Source organism: Pseudomonas sp. NFACC08-1 (genome assembly GCF_900106735.1).
GTDB classification, from domain to species: Bacteria; Pseudomonadota; Gammaproteobacteria; order Pseudomonadales; family Pseudomonadaceae; genus Aquipseudomonas; species Aquipseudomonas fluorescens_Q.
The window spans coordinates 15236-38906 of sequence record NZ_FNNL01000026.1 but is presented as its reverse complement, the minus strand read 5'-3'; the positions used below and the strand labels follow the sequence as shown (position 1 = coordinate 38906).

Genomic DNA, 23671 nt, shown 5'->3' with positions numbered 1-23671 from the left:
TCTTATTGCCGCTGGTATTGACGGTATAGAGATCGTCCCCTGCCCCGCCTTCCATCGTCACGGCGCCCCAGGCACTGGTGAACGTGTCATTGAACGCCGTACCGATAACCTTTTCGATGCCTTCCAGCGTGTCGCCCTCGGCATCACCGCCGGTACCTGGCAGGCCTTTGTAATTGCGGATATCGACATTGATCGCTTCGGTAGAAGTCGAATAATCCACCGTGTCGATGCCCGCGCCGCCGTCGAAACCAATCGCCCGACCGTCCGCCACGAAGGTGTCGTTGTAACTTGAGCCACGAATCACTTCGATGTCGGTAAAGGTATCGCCCGCTGCGATGCCCGAGTGAATACCGGTCTTGAGGTTGATGTTCACCGCCACCTTGCTGTCGGTATAACCAGCCACATCCAACCCCGCACCGCCAAAGAACTGGTCGGCTCCGTCACCACCGAACAACAGGTCGTTGCCTGCGCCGCCCGTGATAATGTTGTCGCTGGAGTTGCCGTAACCGGTGAAGTTGACAGTACCGGTGTAGGTCATTTTTTCGATAAAAGGATCCATGGTCATCAACGTCCAGCTAGTACGTAGCTCGTCGATGCCACCATTGTCCTGCTCAATGATTTTCACGCCGCTGGTCGCAACGTTATAGATATCGTTGCCGGCACCACCTTCGAAGGTCAAATTACCGATCGTACTGGTGAAACTGTCATCGAAGGCCGTACCGATAACCTTTTCGATGGCGACCAGCGTATCGCCCGCCGCATCACCACCGACACCAGCCCGGCCGACACCGTTGCGAACATCAATGTCGATGGCAGCCGTCGAAGCGGAGTAATTCACCGTATCAACCCCCGTCCCCCCATCCAGCCTGTCCGCTCCAGCGCTGCCCAGGAGTACATCATTGGAAGCCAATCCATAGACCTCGTCGTCACCATCGCTCCCGGCCAATGTATCCACGCCGCTCGTTCCATTAATCACCGCCATTTGCCTCGTCCTTGCTTTGTTGAGAAACCGGATATTTTTTCAAGCAGCGATAGATGAAACTGCTCATAAGCAAAAGAAATCCATCTGCCTGTATCGGCTTGCGGACGTGGAGATTGAGGCAAAAAAAGACGACTAACGTCGCCTTTTTCCAAGCGTTGTCAGAACTAGTCCGGTAACCACCCCCACAACCAATGCTGCAAGTTATCGCCAGTGAGCATGTAATCGCGAAGCACCGCTTCGCGCAGTTCATCGCCCATGCGGTAGCTGGCGTCAGGATCGGCCAGGTGCATGCGGATCGCCGCGATCCACTCCTCAGTGCTGTTGCTGCGTACTTTGGTACACGGCAGGAAGCCGTCGTAAGCCTTGGTATCGGTGCAGATCACCGGATAACCGCAAGCGCCGTATTCCAGCAGGCGCAAGTTGCTCTTGCAGTCGTTGAAGATGTGGAACTCCAGCGGCGCCAGTGCCAGGTCAAGGTTCAGGCTGGCCAGTTTGAATGGGTAGGTGTTCAACCCGACGGAACCGTGGAACTCGTGAATGTAGGGCCGCAACGCTTCGGGACACATACCGAAGAACACCCACTCCACCTCATTGGCCAGTTCACGGACCACATCAGCGATAATTTCCAAATCGCCGCTGTGGCTGGTCCCGCCGCCCCAGCCAACCCGTGGCTTGGAGGATGTTCCGCGCCGACTGGTCAAGCGGGCCCACGGCTCGGGCGGCAGCATGTTGGGCACCACCCGGATTTCGCTATGCATGCTGGACAAGGCATCGGCCAGCGCCTGGGTCGTCACCACCACGCGGTCACACAAACCAATCCCCTCGCGCAGCATCTGCTCGGTGTTGACCGGTTTGTTACGAGCGTGGGTGTTTTTCTTGGGAGCACTGACCACGTAGTCGTCTAGCTCGAAAATCCGTAAGGCACCGGAGTACTTCTTCATCCGCAGGATGTCACCAGCCGCTCCCTCGCTGTAGCGCCCCTGCAACACGATGGTGTCTGGCGACAGCCGCTCGATCTCAACAGTTGAAGGCGACTCGTAGGCGATCCGGGCAATCGCCCGCCCGCTGGCTTCGAGCTCGGCCAGCGGGGCCGTAACACGATAATGGCCAACTGCGGTGGCGTTGACCGGCAGCCCGAGTATCAGTGGCAACGCGCGGGAGCAGAAGGGATTCCAGTTATTGCGCAATGAAGGTTCCAGACTGAAACTCGAAGCCCCCAGGCTCAAGGAAGGACTGTAAGCCGGATCTCGCGCAATCTGCGGCAACCATTTGCGATAGAAAACTTCGCGTTCGCGTTCCTGCAATGCTTCTTCCAGTTGGGCTGACGATTGCCCGGTCGTTTGTATGACGCTGGCGTAAGGTGTCCAAACCACCAGGTAGCCATCTTTACCTGCACGCAAGCACAAATCGACGTCACTGAGGCCCTGGGTGAACGTCGCGTCATCGAGACAACCCAGCTCCTCAAACACCTGCTTGCGCACTATCAGGCAGTCGCTGCTGACCGAACTCCAGTTCTGGGTCGTATGCAGACGCTGCATGTAGCCACGAGAGATCGCGGACTCGCCATAAAACGGTGCCCCCACCGGACCGGCCAATCCGAGAATCTGCCCGCCCCCGACAATCGTACCCTGGGGGCTGAGTATCCTTGCGCCGACCACCGCGACTTCCGGGCGCAGCGCATGATTGATCATCTCGTCCAACCAATCGCTATCGCCTATGACCATCTGCGGGCTCAGCAACAACAGGTAGTCCCCCCGAGCTTGGCTCGCGGCAAAGTTACGCACTGATGCGTCATTGTCATCACCGGCGTAACGCAGCACGCGTAGCATGCTTGCGCCTAACTGCGCCATGTCGGCCAGCCAGCCGAGCATGACCGGGTCCCGCACGCCGCTGTCCACAATCAGGATTTCATAGTGCGTATAGGCAGTACGCTCGATCAGGCTTTCGCAGCAGCGCTGCAAGGCTGCCAGTGAATCACCCGTGCGCAGGATGATCGATACCAACGGACGGGTGTCGAAGCGGTAGTCGATTCGATTGATCAGCGGCAACACACCCTGGCGAATCTCATGAGGTACGCCAATGCGCTCCAGGTGAGCGCCAACCATGGGGGCATTACCCTCGATCACCTCGGGCCATGACAACCATTGAGCGAAGCTCAGTGTGGACTCCACCTGGATCTCGGCAATGTGCTCGATGGTTTGCGGGCCGGCCTCTTCCACCAGCCGCCAGAGCAGGTCGTGAGGCGCCAGCTCACCGCGAGTCGGGTCGAACCCGCCCAAGGTAATGAAATGCTCGCGCTCAAAGGCCAGGGCTCGACCGACGTAGGGATAGGCGCGCATCAGGTCGAGGTTGATATCTGGCTTGAACACTGGCTCGCTGGACTCACCGTTTACCAGTGCACCTTCGTCGCTGTAAGCGCAGAGAATTCCGCTCTTGCCCGCCACGCGTTCAGCGAGGATCAACAACGCTGAATCACGGAGGCTATCGCCTGCGCGCAGAAGATAGAACCAATGTGCACCCTCCAACTGCGCAACAATGGCATTGAGTTGCCGTGCCCAGTCGGGCTGATAAGGCAACTGCAACACCCGGTCATTGACCTCGCAACGGGCGTCGGAAAGCACCACGACAGCCTGGGCCGGATAGAGTTGGCCCTCTATGCTGCTCAGCGTGGTCGCCAATGCCACCTCGTCCCCGGCACTGTCGATGACAATCGGCACGATGTTCGGATGCAATGGCCAACTGTCGATGCGCGCAGGCATGACACGCTGCTCAACCTCACTGAAGCGACGAACCGACAGCCACTCGCGGTAGAAGTCGGCATAACTCTCGCTTTGGGCACCTACCCGGCCATTGACGACCGTATTGCGATTGCCCAGCACACGGGTCACGCACAGTTCCTGCCAGGCGTGGGGCTGATCGGTGACTTTGTCCAGATCAACGCAACGCACCCAGCCAGAGGCCGGGGCCGCTTCACCGTTGCGCGCGGCGAGCATCTGCGCCAGCCACTGCCATTCCACTTTCGCAGCTTTGAGCATCTCCGGGGTCTTGCTCAAACGCTCCGGGTACAAGCGCTCGACACTCAATACTGTGTTGAGCGTGGCCAGATTACCCCGGCGCATCAGACAGACAAACAAGGCAAAGTCGAGGGTGGCGACGAAACCGGCACCGCCCTGGACCAGCGCTGGCAGCAGCTCCAGCACATCCGTCCGGCGCATCAGGGCGGAACTGAAATTACCGACAAAATTGGTCGGAGTGCTCTCGAAAATCGCCAGCATGTCATCGCCCTTGAGCAGGGCATCGTTCGGCGAGAATCGGCAATTGTCGACGCGAGGCGGCAAGATGAAGTTGCCCGCGTCACACAACAACCGAAGGGCAAATACCACGCTGGCATCGGTGTGATCGATCAGCACCTGAGCTTGCTTGGCAATGCTCGGCGCAAACAGCCGATCGTCGTCGCACAACACTTTGATGAACTCGCCCCTGGCCTCCTCGACACACCGCAACAGGTTGTCCTGAAGCCCCAGTCGCTTCGGATTTCGCAAATAGCGGATCGGATGGGACGGTTCAGTGAAGGAGTCGACGATCTGGCGAATCTCATCGCCAGGCGAATCATCGCAAACGATGATTTCGATGTGTTCGTAGGTCTGGGCCAGGGCACTGAGCAGTGCCTGGTCGAAAAACCGAGGGTTGTAGGCAGGGATAACAATACTGACGAGGGGAAGTGGATTCACGGCAAAAACTCTCGAGCGGCGGGCCCCGACCTTTTCAGGCCGGAGCCCCGGAACCGCTTAAAAAGACGGTTGGCGGCTCGGCGGATACCGGCTCAGATCTTGTTGAACAGGCCCAATTGGGCAATTTTGCTGAAGGCCAGTTGCGAAGCCTGCAACATCGTCTGCTGCAAGGTCAGCCGGGTCATCACTTCGGCCGCGTCGGAATCACGGATCGACGATTGAGTCTGGGTATTGGCCGCGATCAGGCTCTGATTGGTATCGCTCTGGGTGTCCAGAGCGGCACCACGACCACCCACCGAACTCAAGGCGCTGGACAATTGATCGGTGCCGCTCGCCAGGTTACCGATACCGGAGGCCAGCGACGCCTGCAACTTCTGCACAGCAATCGGATCATTGTTGGTCGGCGTGCTCAGTGCGGTTTTCAGCTGGTTCACGGTATCCAGGATGTTCTGGGTCTCGTGGGTGTTGACCGCGATGCTGAACTGATCGTCAGCAGCCGGCGTACCGTCCAGGGTGAAGCTCACCCCCGAAGCGGTGGCCACGTTGCCAGCCAGAGTGCCGCTGGACACCGGCTGGCTGTCAGCGGTCAACGGCGCAGCGTAAAGGTCGAAATCAGTGGCGCTGGTGAACTTCAACACAGCCGAACCGGTAGGGAAGCTGGCATGATACGCCACCGGGTCAGTGATCGTGCTGTTGGTAATCTGGACCGTGGTCGGGTTACCCGGGCTGCGGGTCGGGACAAACGTGTCCGGCTTGGCGGCCAGGGTGAAAGTATGGCCGGGCAATACGGTACCGGCGTTATCACCGGTCTGCAGATTGATGTTCAGGGTCAATTCCAGTCCCCGGAACTGCACCGCCTGGCCGCTTTTGCTGTTGGGGTCGAAAGCACCACCCCGGCTGGCTTCCGCGGTGACATCATTGCCGCCGGAGTCGGTGATTTTCAGTTGGGTGCCGCTGGTGAACTCGACAGTGTACGGCTCCCCACTGCGGAACTTGCTGTTGTAGCTGACGCTGGACGATACCTGACCATTGGACAGCACAACACGGCCATCATCCACCGCCGGGGCGGTCATGGTGACCTGGCTGCGGCTGGTATTGACAGCCTGCTGGAAGACTTCCCATCCCGTGCTGTTGGTGGCCATCGACATGGTGTCGCCAATCGGCAGGTCGAGGGTCACCTGGTCGCCGTTATAGCTGTAGCTGCCATCGTTGTTGCGGGTGAACGGAATGGTATCGCCCTTGGAGCCTGCGAAAATGTACTTGCCGTTCTCGTCTTTGCTGTTCATCAGGCTCAGCAACTGCTCTTCGATCTGTGCCAGCTCCGAGGCGTTGGCTTGACGGTCGGCGTCGGTGTAGCCGGCGTTGCCAGCACCGACGGCCAATTCCTTGGCGCGCTGCAGTACGTTGCCGATGCTGGTCATCACCGCTTCGGTCGTGCCCAGGGTCGCCTTGATGGTGTTGGCGTTGGTTTCGTACTGGGCAAGCATCGACGCCTGAGTGCCCAACTGCAGCAGACGCGAAGCCCCCACCGGATCATCGGCGGCAGTGTTCACACGCACCAGGCTGCTGGCCTCTTCGCTGGTCTTGACCACCTTGGCGAAGTTTTTCTGGTAGTTCGCAGCCGTGCTCTCATAGAACTGGGAGGTGGAAATGCGCATGGGCTACGGCTCCTTAAAGACTGTTGATCAATGTGCTGAAGATTTCCTGCGCAGCCTTGATGATCTGCGAAGACGCGGTGTAGTACTGCTGATACTTGACCAGGTTGCCGGTTTCTTCATCCAGGTCCACGCCCGACAACGAGTCGCGGGCGGTCTTGGCGTTGTCCAGGATTGCACCAGTGGCGGCGCTGTCGAGCTTGCCCTGGGCGGCCTTGGAGCCGACACCCTCCACCAGCTTGCCGTAGGCGTCGTTCAGGGAAATCCCTTTGCTCGCGGAATTGGTGTCAACGGTCTTGGCGGTCTGCAAGCCGGCCAGAACCGTACCATTACGGTTGTCCAGGCTACCAGGCTGACTGAGGCTGACGTCAATGCCAGCACCGTCGGATGGCGAACCGGCGATGGACATGTCAAAGGTGACGGTACGCTGCACCGGCGGTATGGATGAATCCATGATCGGGGTGCCGCTGGCGTCCTTGAGCGGGACACTCAGGCTCAGGGTGTTGCTCTGGCCAGGCTTGATCGTGCCGCTGCTGATCGTACCGCCCTTGGCATCCAGCAGCTGGTAAGCCTGGCTGGTGCCGTCGGCGGACGTCGCGCCAAACACCACCTTGACCGGCATGGAACTCTTGATGCCGTTCTGAATGATGGTCGTGGTGGCTTCATCATAGATGTCCAGCTTGGTCGTCATGGTCGGCTGGCCGCTGGCCGGGATGGTCAGCGTGCCACTGCCGCCCGGCGTAATGGCGGCGCCCAGCGGGGCTGCGATCGCCAGCCGCTTGGAGTCGGTCATTTCGGTCTTGATGCTGCCCGCGGCATTGCGGGTCGGGGTGATCTTGAACGAATCGCCTGCAGCCGCAGGACCGTTGGCGAAGGTCAGCGAGAAGCCATCGACGACCGGTGCTGGCGTGGTCGTGGTGCTGAACGCGCCCAGCGAGGTGTTGTCAGGCAAGCGCTGTACGGTGTAGTTGGTGGCGCTGGTGAAGGTGATCTTGTAGTCGTTGGTGGTCAGCTTGCCGGTGTCTTCGATGGACACGTTGAAGTTGCCGGAGCCTGCGCTGTTGCCCAGCGAGGCGACGCTGCGTTGGCTCATCTGCGCGGCGCTGTTGATGCTGCTGAACAGGTTGGAACCAAACGCACCGTTCTTGTCGATGCCTGAAGCCTGGATGCTGTTCATCTGATCGGCGACGACCAGGGCCACGCGGCCCAGCTCGTTCATTGCAGGGTCGAGCACGGTGCTGCGGTAGCGCATCAGCCCGCCGATTTCGCCGCCGGTGAGCACCTGGGTAAGGTCCATGACGCTGGAACCGCTGTTGAGCTGGATGCCGATGCGCCCTGGATCGTTCTTGTCCGGCACCGCTTCGAGTTTATTGGTGATGTTGCCCATCACCAATGGCTGGCCGGACCCCAGGTAGATGTCCAGGCTGCTGCCGTTCTCCACGACCTGGGTGCCGGTGAAGGTGGACAGCTGGCGAATGGTCTCGCTGCGGGCGTCGAGCAGGTCGTTCGGCGCACCACCGGCATTGGAGACTTCGGCGATTTTCTTGTTCAACTGGGCGACGGTGGTGGCCAGGTTGTTGATCTGGTCGACCATGTTCGACAGGTTGCCGTTGATGTTTTCGTTCTGCGCGGTCAACTGGCTGGCAACCGAGTTGAAACGGTTGCTCAAGGCCTGGGCATCGCTGAGCAGCAACTGCCGGGATGCATCGTCACCCGGTTTGGCGTTGACGTTCTGCACCGAAGCGAAAAACTTGGTCAGCGCGCCGTTGAGGCCAGTGCCGCTGTCCGACAACAGGGAGTCGAGCGGGGTGATTTGCCCCTGATAGGCCGCCGCGTCACTGTTGAGCGAGGTGGTGGTTTTCAGTTGAGCTTCAAGGTAGGAGTTGTACACCCGGCGCACGTCAGCCAGGGTTGTACCGGAGCCAATGAACACGTTGCCGTATTGATTGGAGGCTTTGGTGGTCTGCACGGTCTGCTGACGCGAATAACCGGCCGTGTCGACGTTGGAAATGTTGTTACCCGTGGTCACCAACGCGGTCTGGCTTGCTGACAGACCCGACATCCCTATATTGAGCAAACTCATGGTTCAGACCTTATAAAGTCGTGGTGGCGCCTGCAGAAGCGTAGTTTTGGTAACTCGTCATCTGCCGGGCTATGTTCGAAATCTTATTCGCGTAGTTCGGGTCGGTGGCATAACCGGCCTTCTGCAACTCGCGTACAAACTGTTCGGGTTTATCGGCCGACTTCAGCACATCTTGATAGCGACTGTTGCTTTGCAGCAGGTTGACCAAGTCATGGAAACTGTCGCGGTACGAGGCGTAGGAACGGAACTCGGCCGTCTCCTTGACCATCGCCCCATTGCGGAATTCGCTGGTGATCGCCCGGGCCGAATCGCCCTTCCAATTGGCGCTGGCCTTGATGCCGAACAGGTTGTGACTGCTGCTGCCATCGGGCTGGCGCATGACCGATTTGCCCCAACCGGTTTCCAGGGCGGCCTGGGCCACCAGATAACGCGGATCGACACCGATGCGGTCGGCCGCTTCCTTGGCCATTGGCAGCATGGCATTGACGAATTCGTCGGCATCGCGGAAGGCCTTGCGTGCCGGTGCCAGCGGCGGCTGGGCCACGGCGCGGCCATAGACCTGCATATCGCCTTTCGGCTCGGCTGCCTTGAGTGCAGCCAACCAGTCGCCATTGGCCAGTTCGCCAGTCGCCGGTTTGACGGCGGCGATGGCGCGATCCGTCAGGACGTTCTGTGCAGGCGCATCGGCGTTGACCGCGGCCGAGGGCACCAGCCCGGCAAGCAGACGGTCAGCCAGTTTCGGTGGCAGGGCCAGGCGACGCTGGTTGAGCAGTTCCATGTCGTTGCGGTGGATACCCTCGGCCCCTTGCGGCGCACTCACAGCCCGCGAAGCCCACAGCGGACGCTGGCCGTTGCTACGCGACAAGGGACCGTCGGTAGGCAATGTGCCTGCCGCCACCGGCGTCGGAACCCGCTTGGCCACCTTGTCCAACGCCTCCTGTTGCTTGGCGGCGGACAATGTGGCTGCCTCACCAGGGGCCGTAGGCTTGTTCTTGGACATCTGGCGCAACAGCACATCGGCCAGCCCGATGCCGCCGCCTTCGCGAGACATGGAAACGGCCAACTGCTGGTCGTACATTTCCTGGTACTGCTTGGCCTCGGGCGTGTTCATGGGATTGTCCTTGCCCAGCACCTCGGTGGCCGAACGCATGGACTTGAGCATCTCGCCAATGAACAGCGACTCGAACTCCTGGGCCACCTTGCGCAGGTTACCGTCGCTGTTCTTGTCGCCGACCTTGAGCTGATTGAGGCGGTTCAGGTCCGAGTAGGAAGCCGAATCCCCGCTGATCAAGGCGCCTTTGCGCATATCCACCATGGCCGGTGTCCTTAAATCACGATCAGGTCGGCTTGCAACGCGCCGGCCTGCTTCAAGGCTTCGAGAATCGCCATCAAGTCGCCCGGCGCCGCGCCGACCTGGTTCACCGCCCGGACGATTTCATCCAGGGTAGTGCCCGGGCCGAACTTGAACATCGGCTTGGCTTCTTGCTCGGCATTGACCCGCGAACGGGGCACTACGGCCGTCTGGCCGTTGGACAACGGGCCAGGCTGGCTGACGATCGGATCTTCAGTGATGGTCACGGTCAGACTGCCGTGGGTCACGGCGGCCGGGGAAACCTTGACGTTCTGGCCGATCACGATGGTGCCGGTACGCGAGTTGATGATGACTTTCGCCACCGCCTGGCCCGGATCGACCTCGAGGTTTTCCAGGATCGACAGGTAGTCGACCCGCTGGCTCGGATCCAGCGGCGCGGTGACGCGGATCGAACCGCCGTCGATGGCCTGGGCCACGCCTGGGCCAAGCATGTCGTTGATCTTGTCGACGATGCGCTTGGCGGTGGTGAAGTCGGAACGGTTGAGGTTCAGCGTCAGGCTGTTGCCCTGGTTGAAACCGCTCGGCACCGCACGTTCCACCGAAGCACCGCCGGGAATGCGACCGGCCGACGGAACGTTGACGGTGATCTTCGAACCGTCGCGACCCTCGGCATCGAAACCGCCCACCACGAGGTTGCCCTGGGCGATGGCGTAGACGTTGCCGTCGATACCCTTGAGTGGCGTCAGCAGCAACGTACCGCCACGCAGGCTCTTGGAGTTACCGATGGACGACACGGTGATATCCACCTGCTGACCGGGCTTGGCGAATGCCGGCAGATCGGCACTGACCGACACCGCTGCGACGTTCTTCAACTGCACGTTGCCAGAGCCGGCCGGCACCTTGATGCCGAACTGCGACAGCATGTTGTTGAAGGTCTGCAGGGTGAACGGGGTCTGGGTGGTCTGGTCGCCGGTGCCGTTCAGGCCCACGACCAGGCCGTAGCCGATCAACTGGTTGGAGCGCACGCCGGAAATGCTGGCGATGTCCTTCAAACGCTCGGCCTGAGCGGTAAAGGCTGCGGACATCACCAAGGCACCGATCAACAGCTGCTTAAGATTCAACTGGGCCACCTAGAAAGGGAACTTCGGGCTGAGGAAGAAACGGTCGAACCAGCCTGGCTGACTCGCATCGGCAAAGGCACCGGTGCCCGAATAGGTGATGCGCGCATCGGCCACACGAGTTGACGGAACAGTATTATCGGTAGAGATGTCATCGGCGCGAACCATGCCGGCGATGCGCACCAGCTCGTCACCGGTGTTGAGGGTCAGCCACTTCTCGCCCCGCACGGCAATGATGCCGTTGGGCAGCACATCGGCGACGGTCACGGTGATCGAACCGGTCAGGCTGTTGCTCTGGCCCGACTGACTGTCACCCTTGGTGGCCCGGTCGGCACTGTAACCGGCGTTGAGGCTCAGGTCATTGCTGCCGATCGGGTTGTTGGTGGTCAGGCTGGAGCCGAACAGCGAGGTCAGGCCGACGCTGGTTTCGCTGGTCTTGTCGATCTGCGAGTTGGCGTTCTTGCTGGCCTGGGTCCGCTCGTTCAGGGTGATGGTGATGATGTCACCGACCCGGAAGGCCTTGCGGTCGCTGTACAGGTTCTGCTCGAAGCCGGCCTGGTAGATCGAGCCATTGTTGGCGGCAGCCGGCAACGGCGTGCGTGGCAACACCGGAGCGTAATACGGGTCATTGGGCCTGGGTGTCGGCGCGACACAGCCCGCGAGTGCGGTGATGCCACTCAGTGCCAGAACAGATACGAAGCGTTTCATGACCCTACCTCTTGGTGTTGCAGGCGACCCTGGGGTCGCCCTGTCTACGTGGTGACGGACGTTGTGACGATTACAGATTCTGCGTAACGAACGAGAGCATCTGGTCGGCGGTGGAGATCACCTTGGAGTTCATCTCGTAGGCACGCTGGGTGGTGATCATGTTGACCATCTCCTCAACGGTGCTCACGTTGGAGGTTTCCAGGGTGTTCTGCAGCGTGGTGCCGAAACCGTTCAGGCCCGGGGTGCCGACTTGCGGCGCGCCACTGGCAGCGGTTTCCAGGAACAGGTTGTTGCCCACCGCTTGCAGGCCGGCCGGGTTGATGAAGTCGGCGGTCTGCAGGTTGCCAATCACCTGGGCGGCCGGGTTGCCTGCCACGGTGATGGACACGGTGCCGTCACGGCCCACGGTAAAGGTCTGGGCATCGTTCGGAATGACGATCGCCGGCTCCAGGGCGAAACCGCTGGCGTTGACGATCTGGCCATTGGAGTCGAGGTGGAACGTACCGTCACGGGTGTAGGACGTGGTGCCGTCCGGTTGCAGGATCTGGAAGAAACCGCGACCGTCAATGGCCATGTCCAGCGGCTGCTCGGTGGTCTGCAGGCTGCCGGCGTTGAAGTTTTTCTGGGTGCCGACAATGCGCACACCGGTACCCACTTGCAGGCCCGACGGCAATTCGCTGTCCTGGGTCGATTGGGCGCCAGGCTGGCGTTTTACCTGATACAGCAGGTCCTGGAACTCGGCGCGGTCACGTTTGAAACCCGTGGTCGAGACGTTCGCCAGGTTGTTGGAAATAGTGGAAAGGTTGGTGTCCTGGGCGGACAGACCTGTTTTGGCAACCCATAGAGCCGGAAGCATTCGATTCTCCTCGTACGCCTGTTTTTCGGCGCAGCGCTGTAATTAATGATTAGATCTGCAAGACCCGAGCCATGGCTTCATCGCCTTCTTTGGCGGTGTTCATCATCTTGACGTGGAGCTCGAACTGCTTGGCCAAGGCCAGCACCGAAGTCATTTCATCCACGGCGTTGACGTTGCTCGCCTCCTGGAAACCCGACACCAACTGCACGTTGGCATCGATGGGCGCCGGCTGGCCGTCCTTGGTCCGGATCGAACCGTCCAGGCCCTTGGTCATGTTCTTGAGGTCCGGGTTGACCAGCTTGATGCGGTCCACTTCAGCCATCACCCGCGGGCCTTCCCCCATGGCGCGAATGCTGATGGTGCCGTCCTGGCCAATTTCGATTTTCTGCTCTGGCGGCACGGCGATCGGCCCGCCGTTGCCCATCACCGGCATGCCGTTGCCAGCCCGCAGCACGCCCAGGGCGTCGACATTGAGGCTGCCGGTGCGCACGTAGCTTTCACCGCCGTCGGGGTTCTGCACGGCCATCCAACCCGGCCCGCTCACCGCGACGTCGAGGTCACGACCGGTTTCCACCAGTGCGCCCGGGGTGAAGTCAGTGGCAGGCCGTTCGGACATGGCAAAGGCCCGCGCCGGAAAGCTGTCGCCAAACACCGGCATCGAGCGCGCCTGCTCCAGGTCTTTCTGAAAACCATTGGTGGAGATGTTCGCCAGGTTGTTGGCATGGGCCCGCTGCGCCAGTGCGTTCTGGCTGGCGCCGGTCATTGCCACATAAAGGTACTTGTCCACTGTCGTTCCTCTGCATGCCGGACGTTTGCCGCCCACTGCTGTGTTGCACAGCCTTAAGCAATTTGCAGACCAACTTTTTTCTGGCGCCACGAGCCCCGGTAAACAAAGGACTTGTGGGTTCTGGAAGGGAATTTTGGAATGGATCGAAGACGAAAAACCGGCGGTGTCATGCCGCTGCAAGGCAAAGGTATACCCCTGCGGCAACTGCTCCACATTCTTGTGGCGAGGGGATTTATCCCCGCTGGGGTGCGAAGCGCCCCTAAAAACAGACAACTAAAGTGTGTCAGGTTGACTGCTTTGGGGCTGCTACGCAGCCCGGCGGGGATAAATCCCCTCGCCACAATTGATTACGCACTGGGTTCTTTGCCGACTTCATATTCGCGCAATTTATTGGCAATGGTCGTATGGGAAACCCCCAGCCGCTTGCCCAGTTGCCGGCTGCTCGGGTGTTCGGAGTACAAGCGCTCCAGCACCGCTTTCTCGAAACGCCCAACGATCTCGTCCAGCCCCCCCTCCAGGGAAAAATCGCCAAGGGGTTGGCGCACGCCGTAGTCCGGCAAGCGGATATGCTCGGCCTTCACCGTGCCGCCATCGCACAGGGAAACGGCCTGGAACAGCACGTTTTCCAACTGCCGGACGTTGCCCGGCCAGTGGTAGTGACTCAGACGCTCCATCGCCGCCGGGGCCAGCTTGGGCAGCGGACAACCGATCTGGCGGCTGGCCTGGTCAAGAAAATGCTCCACCAGCGGCGCCAGGCCATCGAGGCATTCGCGCAGCGGTGGGATGTGCAAGGACAGCACGTTCAAGCGGTGGTACAGATCCTGACGGAATTCGCCCCGGGCGCAGAGTTCGGACAAATCGACCTGGGTGGCGCAGATCACCCTGACGTCCAGGTACACCTCTTCATCGCTGCCGACACGCCGGAAGCAACCGTCCTGCAGAAAGCGCAGCAGTTTCACTTGCAGGCGCGGGCTCATTTCCCCGACCCCGTCGAGGAACAGCGTCCCCCCGGCGGTCAGCTCCAGCAGGCCGAGCTTGCCTTCGGCCCGGGCGCCTTCGAAGGCCCCCGGCCCGTAGCCGAACAGTTCGGTCTCGGCCATGGACTCCGGCAGCCCGGCACAGTTGAGCGCCATCAATGGCGATTGCCCGCGCGGGCTCGCCAGGTGACAGGCGCGGGCCAGCAGCTCCTTGCCAGTGCCGGTTTCGCCTTCTATCAATAGCGGCGCGTCCAGCGGGGCCATGCGCCGGGCCTCGCGGACCACCGCCGCCATCACTTTCGAACTCTGGAAAATACTGTCGAAGCCGCGCAGTTCCTGCTTGCGCACGTTATAGATCCGCTCGCCCACGCGGTCGGCCCGATGCAGCGTCAGCACCGCACCGGCCATGGCTTCGCTGTCGTCGTGCTCCGATTGCAGTGGCGCGATGTCGGCCAGGAACACATCGCCCTTGACCTTGACCCGCAGGCCGTTGATGCGCGACTGGTTAGCCCGCACCAGTTCCGGCAAGTCGAAATCCTCGGCATAGCGGGACAGGGGAATGCCCGGCACCTCGTCCACTCGCACCCCGAGCAACTGCGCCGCCGCCCGGTTGGCCGCAACGATGGAGCCACCCATGTCGATAGACAGCACCGGGAATTCCAAAGCGCCGAGCAAGGCGTTGAGTTCCATGTGCCGACGCTCACTGGGCATCAGTCCTACGCGCTTGACGCCAAACACCCCGGCGATGCCTTCGAATTTCGGACGCAGCGCCTGGAACTGGATGTTGATCAGGTTTGGGCAGTGCAGGTAGATCGCGTTGCCATGCTCGCCACCGACCTCGCCTCGGGCGACGTTGATACCGTATTCCACCAACAGGTTGAGAATGTCCCGCAGGATGCCGATGCGATTCTGGCAATGGACTTTGATGCGCATGAAAAGGCCCGGATGTGGATGAGAGAGTGGTGCCCCATTCAAGCCCGACACACACCCTGTGGCGAGGGAGCTTGCTCCCGCTGGGCTGCGAAGCGGCCCTGTTTTTGGGACTGCCGCGCAGTCCAGCGGGAGCAAGCTCCCTCGCCACGGGTTTTATGTTGGTTTTTTGTCTAGGCACACAAATAGTTGTCAAGATTATGTGACAGCTGTAGACCATTTCCCAGCCAAAAATCTCGACATGGCCGCGGCTCGACCTCATACGTAACGAAAACTTTACAAAATGACACGCACTTGTCCCTACCCACCTGTTTTCTTCGGCTGCACGCGCTCCTGCTTCGGGTTATCTCTAATGCATCGCTGGACATAAAAACAAACAGCCTTCCCCACGAGGGAAATCAGCAGGAGAGCAGCATGAAGCAGACGCAGTACGTGGCCCGCGAGCCCGATGCGCAAGGTTTTATCCACTACACCGCCGAAGAACACGCGGTGTGGAACACGCTGATCACCCGCCAGTTGAAAGTCATCGAAGGCCGTGCGTGCCAGGAGTACCTGGATGGCATCGACAAGCTGGGCCTGCCCCACGACCGTATCCCGCAACTGGACGAAATCAACAAGGTGCTGGGCGAGACCACGGGCTGGCAAGTCGCCCGGGTGCCAGCGTTGATCCCCTTCCAGACCTTTTTCGAATTACTCGCCAGCAAACAGTTTCCTGTGGCGACCTTCATTCGTACCCGAGAAGAGCTGGATTACCTGCAAGAGCCGGACATTTTTCACGAGATCTTCGGCCACTGCCCATTGCTGACCAACCCTTGGTTCGCGGAATTTACCCACACCTACGGCAAACTCGGCCTACAGGCCTCCAAGGAAGAACGCGTCTACCTGGCGCGCCTGTACTGGATGACCATCGAGTTCGGCCTGGTGCAGACCCCGCAGGGCCGGCGCATCTACGGCGGCGGCATCCTGTCTTCGCCCAAGGAAACCGTGTACTGCCTGTCGGACGAACCGGAACACCAGGCCTTCGATCCGCTGGAAGCCATGCGCACGCCGTATCGCATCGACATCCTGCAACCGGTGTATTTCGTGCTGCCCGAACTCAAGCGTCTGTTCGACCTGGCTCACGAAGACATCATGGGCATGGTCAAGCGCGGTCGGGAGCTGGGCTTGCATGCCCCGAAATTCCCACCAAAAGCGGCGTGAACCGCCTCTTTTAATCCCAATTGAGTCTGTTGCACGACGCTGCTTTGCTTTAGCGTGGGTGCATCGACGTTTTCCAAATATTCGATCCAGGAACACACCATGAACACTCTGAACCAAGCCCATTGCGAAGCCTGCCGCGCCGATGCCCCGCAAGTCAGCGACGAAGAATTGCCGGTGCTGATCAAGCAGATCCCCGACTGGAACATCGAAGTGCGCGACGGCGTGATGCAACTGGAAAAAGTTTTCCTGTTCAAGAACTTCAAGCACGCCCTGGCGTTCACCAACGCCGTCGGCGAGATCTCCGAGGCCGAAGGCCACCACCCAGGCCTGCTCACCGAATGGGGCAAAGTCACCGTGACCTGGTGGAGCCACTCCATCAAGGGCCTGCACCGCAACGACTTCATCATGGCCGCCCGCACCGATGACGTGGCCAAGACCGCCGAGGGCCGCAAGTAATGCATTTCGACGCCATCGGCCGAGTCCCCGGCGACCCGATCCTGGGCCTGATGGAGGCCTACGGGGCGGACGCCAACCCGAGCAAGTTCGACCTGGGCGTGGGCGTCTACAAGGATGCCCAGGGCCTGACGCCGATTCTTCAGTCAGTGAAACAGGCTGAACAACGGCTAGTGGATCGCCAGACCACCAAGACCTACATCGGCGGCCATGGCGACGCTGCATTCGGCCAATTGATCAACGAGCTCGTACTGGGTGCCGACTCTCCGCTGATCAGCACAAAACGTGCCGGCGCCACCCAGACACCGGGTGGCACCGGTGCGCTGCGCCTGAGTGCCGACTTCATCGCTCAATGCCTGCCGGGCCGTGGCGTGTGGCTGAGCAACCCGACCTGGCCGATCCACGAGACCATCTTCGCCGCGGCCGGGGTCAAGGTCGGTCACTACCCTTACGTGGGCGCCGATAACCGCCTGGATTTCGAGGCGATGCTTGCGACCTTGAACCAGGCCCCCAAAGGCGATGTCGTGCTGCTGCACGCCTGCTGCCACAACCCCACCGGGTTCGACCTGTCCCATGAGCAATGGCGTCAGGTGTTGGAGGTGGTGCGCGACCGCGACCTGCTGCCGCTGATCGATTTCGCCTACCAGGGCTTCGGCGATGGATTGGAACAGGACGCCTGGGCGGTCCGGCTGTTTGCCCAAGCCCTGCCGGAAGTGCTGGTCACCAGTTCCTGCTCGAAGAACTTCGGCCTATACCGCGATCGTACCGGTGCGTTGATCGTCTGTGCCCGGGATGCCGAGAAGCTGGTGGACATCCGCAGCCAACTGGCAAACATCGCCCGCAACCTGTGGTCGACACCGCCGGATCATGGTGCGGCCGTGGTGGCGACCATTCTCGGCAACCCGGAACTCAAAAGCCTGTGGGCCGATGAAGTCCAGGCCATGCGCCTGCGCATCGCGCAATTGCGCAGCGGTTTGCTGGAGGCCCTCGAACCCCATGGCTTACGCGAGCGCTTCGCCCATATCGGCGTGCAACGCGGGATGTTTTCCTACACCGGCCTGACGCCGGAACAGGTCAAGCACCTGCGCGAACGCCACAGTGTCTACATGGTCGGCACTGGCCGGGCCAACGTGGCCGGCATCGACGCCACGCGCCTGGACCTGCTGGCCGAGGCGATTGCCGACGCGTGCAAGTAACCCAAGGCCAGGCACTTTCCCTGTGGCGAGGGAGCTTGCTCCCGCTGGGCGGCGAAGCCGCCCCAAAAGCCTGGTTAGAGGCCGCCTGACACTCCTAGGTGCCAGGTTTCAGGGCTGCTTCGCCGCCCAGCGGGAGCAAGCTCCCTCGCCACAGTGGATCACCCCCCAAGTCATCCGCCGCCCTTGAGACGTTACTGGCCCGTCCACTCCCGGACAAACTGCCCGACATCTTCCTGCGGTGCCGTGCGCGCTTCTTTCTGCGGCGTGCCCAGGTAGAGGAAACCGATCACCTCTTCCCCGTCCTCAAGGCCAAGCCCCCTGGCCACATGCGGCGAGTACGCCAGTTCACCGGTACGCCACACACCGCCAACCCCCTGGGCATACGCCGCCAACAAGATGCCATGGGCCGCGCAGCCGGCCGCCAACAGTTGCTCGGATTTGGGGATTTTGAAATGGTCCTGCAGACGGGCGACCACCACCACGACCAGGGGCGCGCGCAATGGGCCGTTGAGGGCCTTTTCCACGACGCTTTCCGGTACCAGCGGGTCATTGAACCGCGCGGCTTCGGCCAGCAGTTCGCCCATGCGATGCCGCGCCTGCCCTTCGACCGTCAGAAAACGCCATGGCCGCAACTGGCCGTGATCCGGCGCCCGCATGGCCGCGGCAAACATAAGCTCGCGCTGCTCCGCAGTGGGGGCCGGGTCCACCAGGCGCGGGACGGAAACACGGTTGAGCAAAGCGTCGAGAGCCTGCATCGGCCACCTCCTGAAAAAATGTCCAGCTATTCTAGTGGCTGTGCGGCGAGTTCGTCAGCGCAAATTCCGCGGCCAGTTGCCCACTCGGCGCCGGGTGCCGGTTTACAGGGCGCTTGTCGCAGGTAGAATGGCGCCCTTCCTTTTCCAGCCTGAGCGGACTTCATGGCGTTGCCGACCCTGCGGATCATTGGTTTCATCATCGGCATCTTCCTGATCACCCTGGCGATCTTCATGGTCGTGCCCATGGCCACCCTGATGGTCTTCGAGCGCACCGCCGACCTGCCGTCGTTCCTCTGGTCGAGCATGATCACCTTCCTCGCCGGCCTGGCCCTGGTGCTTCCCGGGCGCCCGGAACACATCCACCTGCGCCCGCGCGACATGTACTTGCTGACTGTCAGCAGTTGGCTGGTGGTGTGTATCTTTGCCGCGCTGCCGTTCCTGCTGACCCAGAAGATCAGCTATACCGACTCGTTTTTCGAAAGCATGTCGGGCATCACCGCCACCGGCGCCACCGTCCTGAGCGGCCTGGACACCATGTCCCCGGGCATCCTGATGTGGCGCTCGCTGCTGCACTGGCTCGGCGGTATCGGCTTCATCGGCATGGCTGTGGCGATCCTGCCCCTGCTACGCATCGGTGGCATGCGGCTGTTCCAGACCGAATCGTCGGACCGCTCGGAAAAAGTCATGCCCCGTTCCCACATGGTGGCGCGGCTGATCGTGGCGTCCTACGTAGGCATCACCATCCTCGGCACCCTGGCGCTCTGGTGGGCCGGGATGAGCCTGTTCGATGCCATCAACCATGCGATGTCGGCGATCTCCACCGGCGGTTTCTCCACCTCGGACCTGTCCCTGGCCAAATGGACCCAGCCGGCGGTGCACTGGGTCGCCATTGTCATCATGATCCTCGGCAGCCTGCCGTTTGCCCTGTACGTCTCGATGTTGCGGGGCAATCGCCGGGCGCTGATCAAGGACCAGCAGGTCCAGGGGCTCATCGGGGTGTTGTTGGTGACCTGGCTGGTGCTCGGCACCTGGTATTGGGCGACCACCGACCTGCATTGGCTGGACGCGCTGCGGCACGTGGCGCTGAACGTGACGTCCATCGTCACCACCACCGGTTTCGCCCTCGGCGACTACAGCCTGTGGGGCAATTTTTCGCTGATGCTGTTTTTCTACCTGGGGTTCGTCGGTGGTTGCTCAGGCTCGACGGCCGGCGGGATCAAGATTTTCCGCTTCCAGGTCGCCTACATCCTGCTGCGGGCCAACCTGAATCAACTGATCCACCCCCGCGCGGTGATCAAACAGAAATACAACGGTCATCGCCTTGACGAAGAAATCGTCCGCTCGATCCTTACGTTCTCGTTCTTCTTCGCCATCACCATCTGCGTGATCGCCCTGCTGCTGTCGCTGCTGGGCGTGGAATGGATGACGGCGCTGACCGGTGCGGCCAGCACCGTGTCCGGCGTCGGCCCGGGGCTGGGAGAGATCATCGGGCCGGCCGGCAACTTCGCACCGCTGCCGGACGCGGCCAAGTGGATTCTGTCCGCAGGCATGCTGCTGGGCCGACTGGAGATCATCACGGTGTTCGTGCTGTGTATCCCGGCGTTCTGGCGTCACTGACCGCTTCTGGCTGGCTCGCCAACCGTGCCCGGTATTCGCCGGGCGTGGTGTCGAACCAACGACGAAAGGCCCGGAAAAAATTGCTCGGGTCGGCAAACCCCAACAGATAGGCGATCTCCAGCAACGTCATGCCCGGCTGCGCCAGATACTGCTCGGCCAGTTCACGACGGGTGTCCTCCAGCAAACTCTGGAAACTGGTGCCCTCCTCCTGCAAGCGCCGCTGCAAGGTGCGCTGTGACAGGTGCAGCGTCTGCGCCACCACGTCACGCTTGGGCTCGCCCTGGGGCAACAGTCGGCACAACACTTGTCGCGCCTTGTGGGTCACACGGCTTTCCGAAAAACGCGCGAGGTATTCACCGGCAAACCGGTCATGCAACTGCGCCATGGCTTCGTTGGCCGTAGGCAACGGCGCCTCCATGTCGGCCCGTTCAAAAATCAGCGCGTCATAAGACGCGCCGAACTCCAGCGGCGCGCAGAAGGCTCGCTGATAAGGCGCCAGGTCCAGGGGTTCGGTGCCTTGGAACAGCACTTTTACCGGGTGCAAGGTACGCCCGGTCAGCCAGTTGCACAGGGCCAACGCACAGGCCAGGGATGCTTCGGCACTTTGGCGGGTCGGGGGCAAATGATCGCCGTGTACCGTCAAAATCAGCCCGTAGCCTTCTTCCAAGCGACGAAAACTCAAGTCGGCGCTTTCGGCAATGATCCGCTGGTATCGCACCAGTCGCTGGAACCCCTCCGCCAGCGTGCGACTGGACATCAAGGCGTAGCCCGCCACATGGAACGAGGCCGGGCGCACCACTTTACCCATGTTCAAGCCAATGGCCGGGTTACCTGACAATTCCACCGCCCGTTGCCAGAGCCGCGTCATCGAGTCCTGGGGGAAGCGTGCATCCGGATCGTCCAGCGCATCAAAGTCCAGCCCCAGTTGCTTGAACAGCACCCGACAATCCAGGCCGTCGATTTCCAACGCCTTGACAATCCCCATCGCCCAGCTTGAAGAAGTCGTTCGTTCGTTCATGACGTTTTACTTGCATGACGAGCCGCAGGGTACGGCTGGATTTGCGAAGGATAGCAGTGTCCGGTCTTACCAATAACGCCCCTTTTGGACGAGCGGCTGTTGTTGTCAGGCAAGACGCCACGACGAGTCATAACCCGCTATGGCGAGGAGTGGCAACGCAGCATGACGGCAACAGAAGCCGTCCAAAAGGGGCGTTATTGGTAAGACCGGACACTAGAGTGGCGCCCATTGTCACTGGCTGTTGCAAATGATGGCTCTAGACTCAAAGCAAGCCACTGGATGCATCGGTCGCCAGAACAATAACCAAAGAGCCTGCAGTCTTGGAAAACACTAAACGATTCAATAGCTTCGCCGAGTTCTACCCGTACTACCTCAGCGAACACAGCAACAGCACCTGCCGACGACTGCATTTCATCGGCACCTCCCTGGTCATCCTGGTGTTCGCCCTCGCTCTCGTCGTGGGTAGCGGGTGGCTGTGGCTCGCCCTGCCCGTGGCCGGCTACGGCTTCGCCTGGGTCGGGCACTTCTTCTTCGAAAAAAACCGTCCCGCCACCTTCCAGCATCCGCTCTACAGCCTGCTCGGCGATTTCGTCATGTACCGCGACATGCTGCTGGGCAAGGTCGCGTTCTAACAAGGACTGCCGATGAGCAACCACGCGCGCTTTACCCACATGAAAGAAGGCACCCAACAAGACTGGGCGATCATCGCGGCCGACTTCAGCGCCTACGCGCGGCAATTGCCGGGCCGGATCCTCGCCCACTTGAAACTGCTGGACGGCGATTTCGGCGGGTTCCCAGTGGATCGCCTGACCCATTCCCTGCAAACCGCCACCCGCGCCTACCGTGACGGGCGGGACGAGGAGTACGTGGTCTGCGCCCTGCTCCACGACATCGGTGACACCCTGGGTTCATACAACCACCCGGACATCGCCGCGGCGATCCTCAAGCCCTTCGTCAGCGCCGAAAACCTGTGGATGGTGGAGAAGCACGGGATATTCCAGGGCTATTACTTCTTCCATCACCTGGGCATGGACCGACACCTGCGCGAGCAATTCAGTGGTCATCCGCAATACCAGGCGACCATTGAGTTCTGTGCGAAGTACGACGCGGCGGCATTCGATGCCGAATACGACACCCTGCCCTTGAGTTTCTTCGAGCCGATGCTGGAAAGGGTCTTTGCCATGCCCAAGCAATCGATCTACAAGGCGGCGATGGCGGAACAAACGCCGCCCTGACAGACACAGTGCCCCCTGTGGCGAGGGGATTTATCCCCGCTGGGCTGCGCAGCAGCCCCAAAATGACTACCTGAGTTTGCGATCTACCTGATAAACCGAGAGGGCTGCTGCGCAGCCCAACGGGGATAAATCCCCTCGCCACAAAGGGTGTAAGACTCACGCAGGTTCGGCGACCTTTTCGGCCTTGAGCAACGCTTCCCGCGCCTGGGCCTCCGCCAACCGATACAGCTCAATCGTCCCATCCCAATGCTCGATCAGCGCCGTGCAGGATTCGACCCAATCGCCACAATTAAGGTATTCCACCTCGCCCACCCTACGCATCTCGGCGTGGTGGATATGCCCACAGACCACGCCATGCAGTTCGCGCTTCACACACTCGTGGGCGATGGCTTCTTCGAAATCGCTGATGAAACTGACGGCGGTCTTGACCTTATGCTTGAGGTACGCCGACAACGACCAGTAGCCGTAGCCGTAACGGGCTCGCCAATGGTTTAGCCAGCGGTTCAACGTGAGGGTGAACTCGTAGGCCGAATCCCCGAGGAACGCCAGCCAACGGTGGTACCGGGTGATGACATCGAACTGGTCACCATGGATCACCAACAGATGCCGGCCATCGGCCGTGACGTGCACCGCTTCGTCCACCAACTGGATATTGCCCAGGATCAGCTTCGAATAGCGCCGCAGGAATTCGTCATGGTTGCCGGTGACGTAGATCACTTCGGTGCCGCGCTTGCTCATGGTCAGCAAGCGACGAATGACGTTGGTGTGGGCCTGGGGCCAATACATGCCACCGCGCAGTTTCCAACCATCGATGATGTCACCCACCAGGTAGATCTTGTCGGCGTGGTAGCCCTTGAGAAACTGCGACAAGTGCTCGGCCTGGCAATCCCGGGTACCCAGGTGCACATCGGAAATCCACAGGGTGCGTACACGCTGTTTGCGGCTGGGTCTGGCGAGCTCGGCGCTGGTCATTGGGCAACCCTCTGATCGTTTTCGCCACTGTGCACGCCAGCGGTTAATGGCCCATGACAAACACAAGTCCATTACATGACAGCGCG

At 60.9% G+C, this 23671-nt stretch carries 19 protein-coding genes; 6 read left to right on the top strand and 13 right to left on the bottom strand.

The features are described from left to right. From BLU76_RS29830 to BLU76_RS29785, 10 genes are all read right to left on the bottom strand, one after another. Positions 1 to 982, bottom strand: a 982-nt coding sequence (locus BLU76_RS29830) for a calcium-binding protein (RefSeq protein ID WP_139211695.1), incomplete at its 3' end; no start/stop codon positions are given. Between the two features lie 164 nt (positions 983 to 1146). Continuing rightward, complete coding sequence (locus tag BLU76_RS29825; RefSeq protein WP_092225693.1) at positions 1147 to 4713, bottom strand: glycosyltransferase; 3567 nt, start codon at positions 4711 to 4713, stop codon at positions 1147 to 1149. Between the two features lie 92 nt (positions 4714 to 4805). Then, complete coding sequence (locus tag BLU76_RS29820; RefSeq protein WP_092225691.1) at positions 4806 to 6371, bottom strand: flagellar hook-associated protein 3; 1566 nt, start codon at positions 6369 to 6371, stop codon at positions 4806 to 4808. 13 nt (positions 6372 to 6384) lie between these two features. Then, positions 6385 to 8451, bottom strand: coding sequence for a flagellar hook-associated protein FlgK (gene flgK, locus BLU76_RS29815; RefSeq protein WP_092225689.1), 2067 nt, complete (start codon positions 8449 to 8451; stop codon positions 6385 to 6387). A 10-nt stretch (positions 8452 to 8461) separates the two neighbouring features. Beyond that, complete coding sequence (flgJ, locus tag BLU76_RS29810; protein WP_092225695.1) at positions 8462 to 9763, bottom strand: flagellar assembly peptidoglycan hydrolase FlgJ; 1302 nt, start codon at positions 9761 to 9763, stop codon at positions 8462 to 8464. 14 nt (positions 9764 to 9777) lie between these two features. Further along, positions 9778 to 10848 carry a flagellar basal body P-ring protein FlgI gene (locus tag BLU76_RS29805; protein ID WP_162488974.1) on the bottom strand — a complete coding sequence of 357 codons (1071 nt, stop codon included), beginning with the start codon at positions 10846 to 10848 and terminating at the stop codon, positions 9778 to 9780. Positions 10849 to 10893: 45 nt separating this feature from the next. Beyond that, positions 10894 to 11589, bottom strand: coding sequence for a flagellar basal body L-ring protein FlgH (flgH, locus tag BLU76_RS29800; protein ID WP_018614454.1), 696 nt, complete (start codon positions 11587 to 11589; stop codon positions 10894 to 10896). A 70-nt stretch (positions 11590 to 11659) separates the two neighbouring features. Further along, the gene (gene flgG, locus BLU76_RS29795) at positions 11660 to 12445 is read right to left on the bottom strand and encodes a flagellar basal-body rod protein FlgG (protein ID WP_053120245.1); all 786 of its coding nucleotides are present in this window, start codon (positions 12443 to 12445) and stop codon (positions 11660 to 11662) included. 49 nt (positions 12446 to 12494) lie between these two features. Then, positions 12495 to 13232: a flagellar basal body rod protein FlgF gene (locus tag BLU76_RS29790; RefSeq protein WP_003199043.1), complete on the bottom strand. Its 738-nt coding sequence runs from the start codon at positions 13230 to 13232 to the stop codon at positions 12495 to 12497. A gap of 347 nt (positions 13233 to 13579) precedes the next feature. Continuing rightward, on the bottom strand, positions 13580 to 15142 hold the full coding sequence (locus BLU76_RS29785) for a sigma-54-dependent transcriptional regulator (protein WP_072341529.1): 1563 nt from the start codon (positions 15140 to 15142) through the stop codon (positions 13580 to 13582). 411 nt (positions 15143 to 15553) lie between these two features. Between BLU76_RS29785 and phhA the strand changes: the two genes are divergently transcribed. The 3 genes from phhA (at position 15554) to BLU76_RS29770 (ending at position 17988) form a co-directional block, all read left to right on the top strand. Beyond that, positions 15554 to 16339, top strand: coding sequence for a phenylalanine 4-monooxygenase (phhA, locus tag BLU76_RS29780; protein WP_053120239.1), 786 nt, complete (start codon positions 15554 to 15556; stop codon positions 16337 to 16339). Between the two features lie 99 nt (positions 16340 to 16438). Continuing rightward, the gene (locus BLU76_RS29775; RefSeq protein WP_003184087.1) at positions 16439 to 16795 is read left to right on the top strand and encodes a 4a-hydroxytetrahydrobiopterin dehydratase; all 357 of its coding nucleotides are present in this window, start codon (positions 16439 to 16441) and stop codon (positions 16793 to 16795) included. Then, on the top strand, positions 16795 to 17988 hold the full coding sequence (locus BLU76_RS29770; RefSeq protein WP_092225687.1) for an amino acid aminotransferase: 1194 nt from the start codon (positions 16795 to 16797) through the stop codon (positions 17986 to 17988). The genes BLU76_RS29775 and BLU76_RS29770 overlap by 1 nt, the downstream gene beginning before the upstream one ends. A gap of 191 nt (positions 17989 to 18179) precedes the next feature. Here BLU76_RS29770 and BLU76_RS29765 read toward each other — a convergent pair whose 3' ends face one another. Then, positions 18180 to 18743, bottom strand: a complete 564-nt coding sequence (locus tag BLU76_RS29765) for an NAD(P)H nitroreductase (protein ID WP_092145014.1) — start codon at positions 18741 to 18743, stop codon at positions 18180 to 18182. A gap of 162 nt (positions 18744 to 18905) precedes the next feature. On the opposite strand from BLU76_RS29765, the gene BLU76_RS29760 reads away from it, so the two are divergent. Further along, positions 18906 to 20360, top strand: coding sequence for a TrkH family potassium uptake protein (locus tag BLU76_RS29760; RefSeq protein ID WP_092145016.1), 1455 nt, complete (start codon positions 18906 to 18908; stop codon positions 20358 to 20360). Here BLU76_RS29760 and BLU76_RS29755 read toward each other — a convergent pair. Then, complete coding sequence (locus BLU76_RS29755) at positions 20317 to 21378, bottom strand: AraC family transcriptional regulator (protein ID WP_092225685.1); 1062 nt, start codon at positions 21376 to 21378, stop codon at positions 20317 to 20319. The genes BLU76_RS29760 and BLU76_RS29755 overlap by 44 nt on opposite strands. A 320-nt stretch (positions 21379 to 21698) precedes the next feature. On the opposite strand from BLU76_RS29755, the gene BLU76_RS29750 reads away from it, so the two are divergent. Then, the gene (locus BLU76_RS29750; RefSeq protein ID WP_063322434.1) at positions 21699 to 22010 is read left to right on the top strand and encodes an Mpo1-like protein; all 312 of its coding nucleotides are present in this window, start codon (positions 21699 to 21701) and stop codon (positions 22008 to 22010) included. 12 nt (positions 22011 to 22022) lie between these two features. Further along, entirely contained in the window at positions 22023 to 22613 is a 591-nt protein-coding gene (locus BLU76_RS29745; protein ID WP_092225683.1) for an HD domain-containing protein, read from the top strand. A 156-nt stretch (positions 22614 to 22769) separates the two neighbouring features. Here BLU76_RS29745 and BLU76_RS29740 read toward each other — a convergent pair whose 3' ends face one another. Next, positions 22770 to 23585, bottom strand: coding sequence for a UDP-2,3-diacylglucosamine diphosphatase (locus BLU76_RS29740; RefSeq protein WP_072341504.1), 816 nt, complete (start codon positions 23583 to 23585; stop codon positions 22770 to 22772). Between the last annotated feature and the right edge of the window lie 86 nt (positions 23586 to 23671).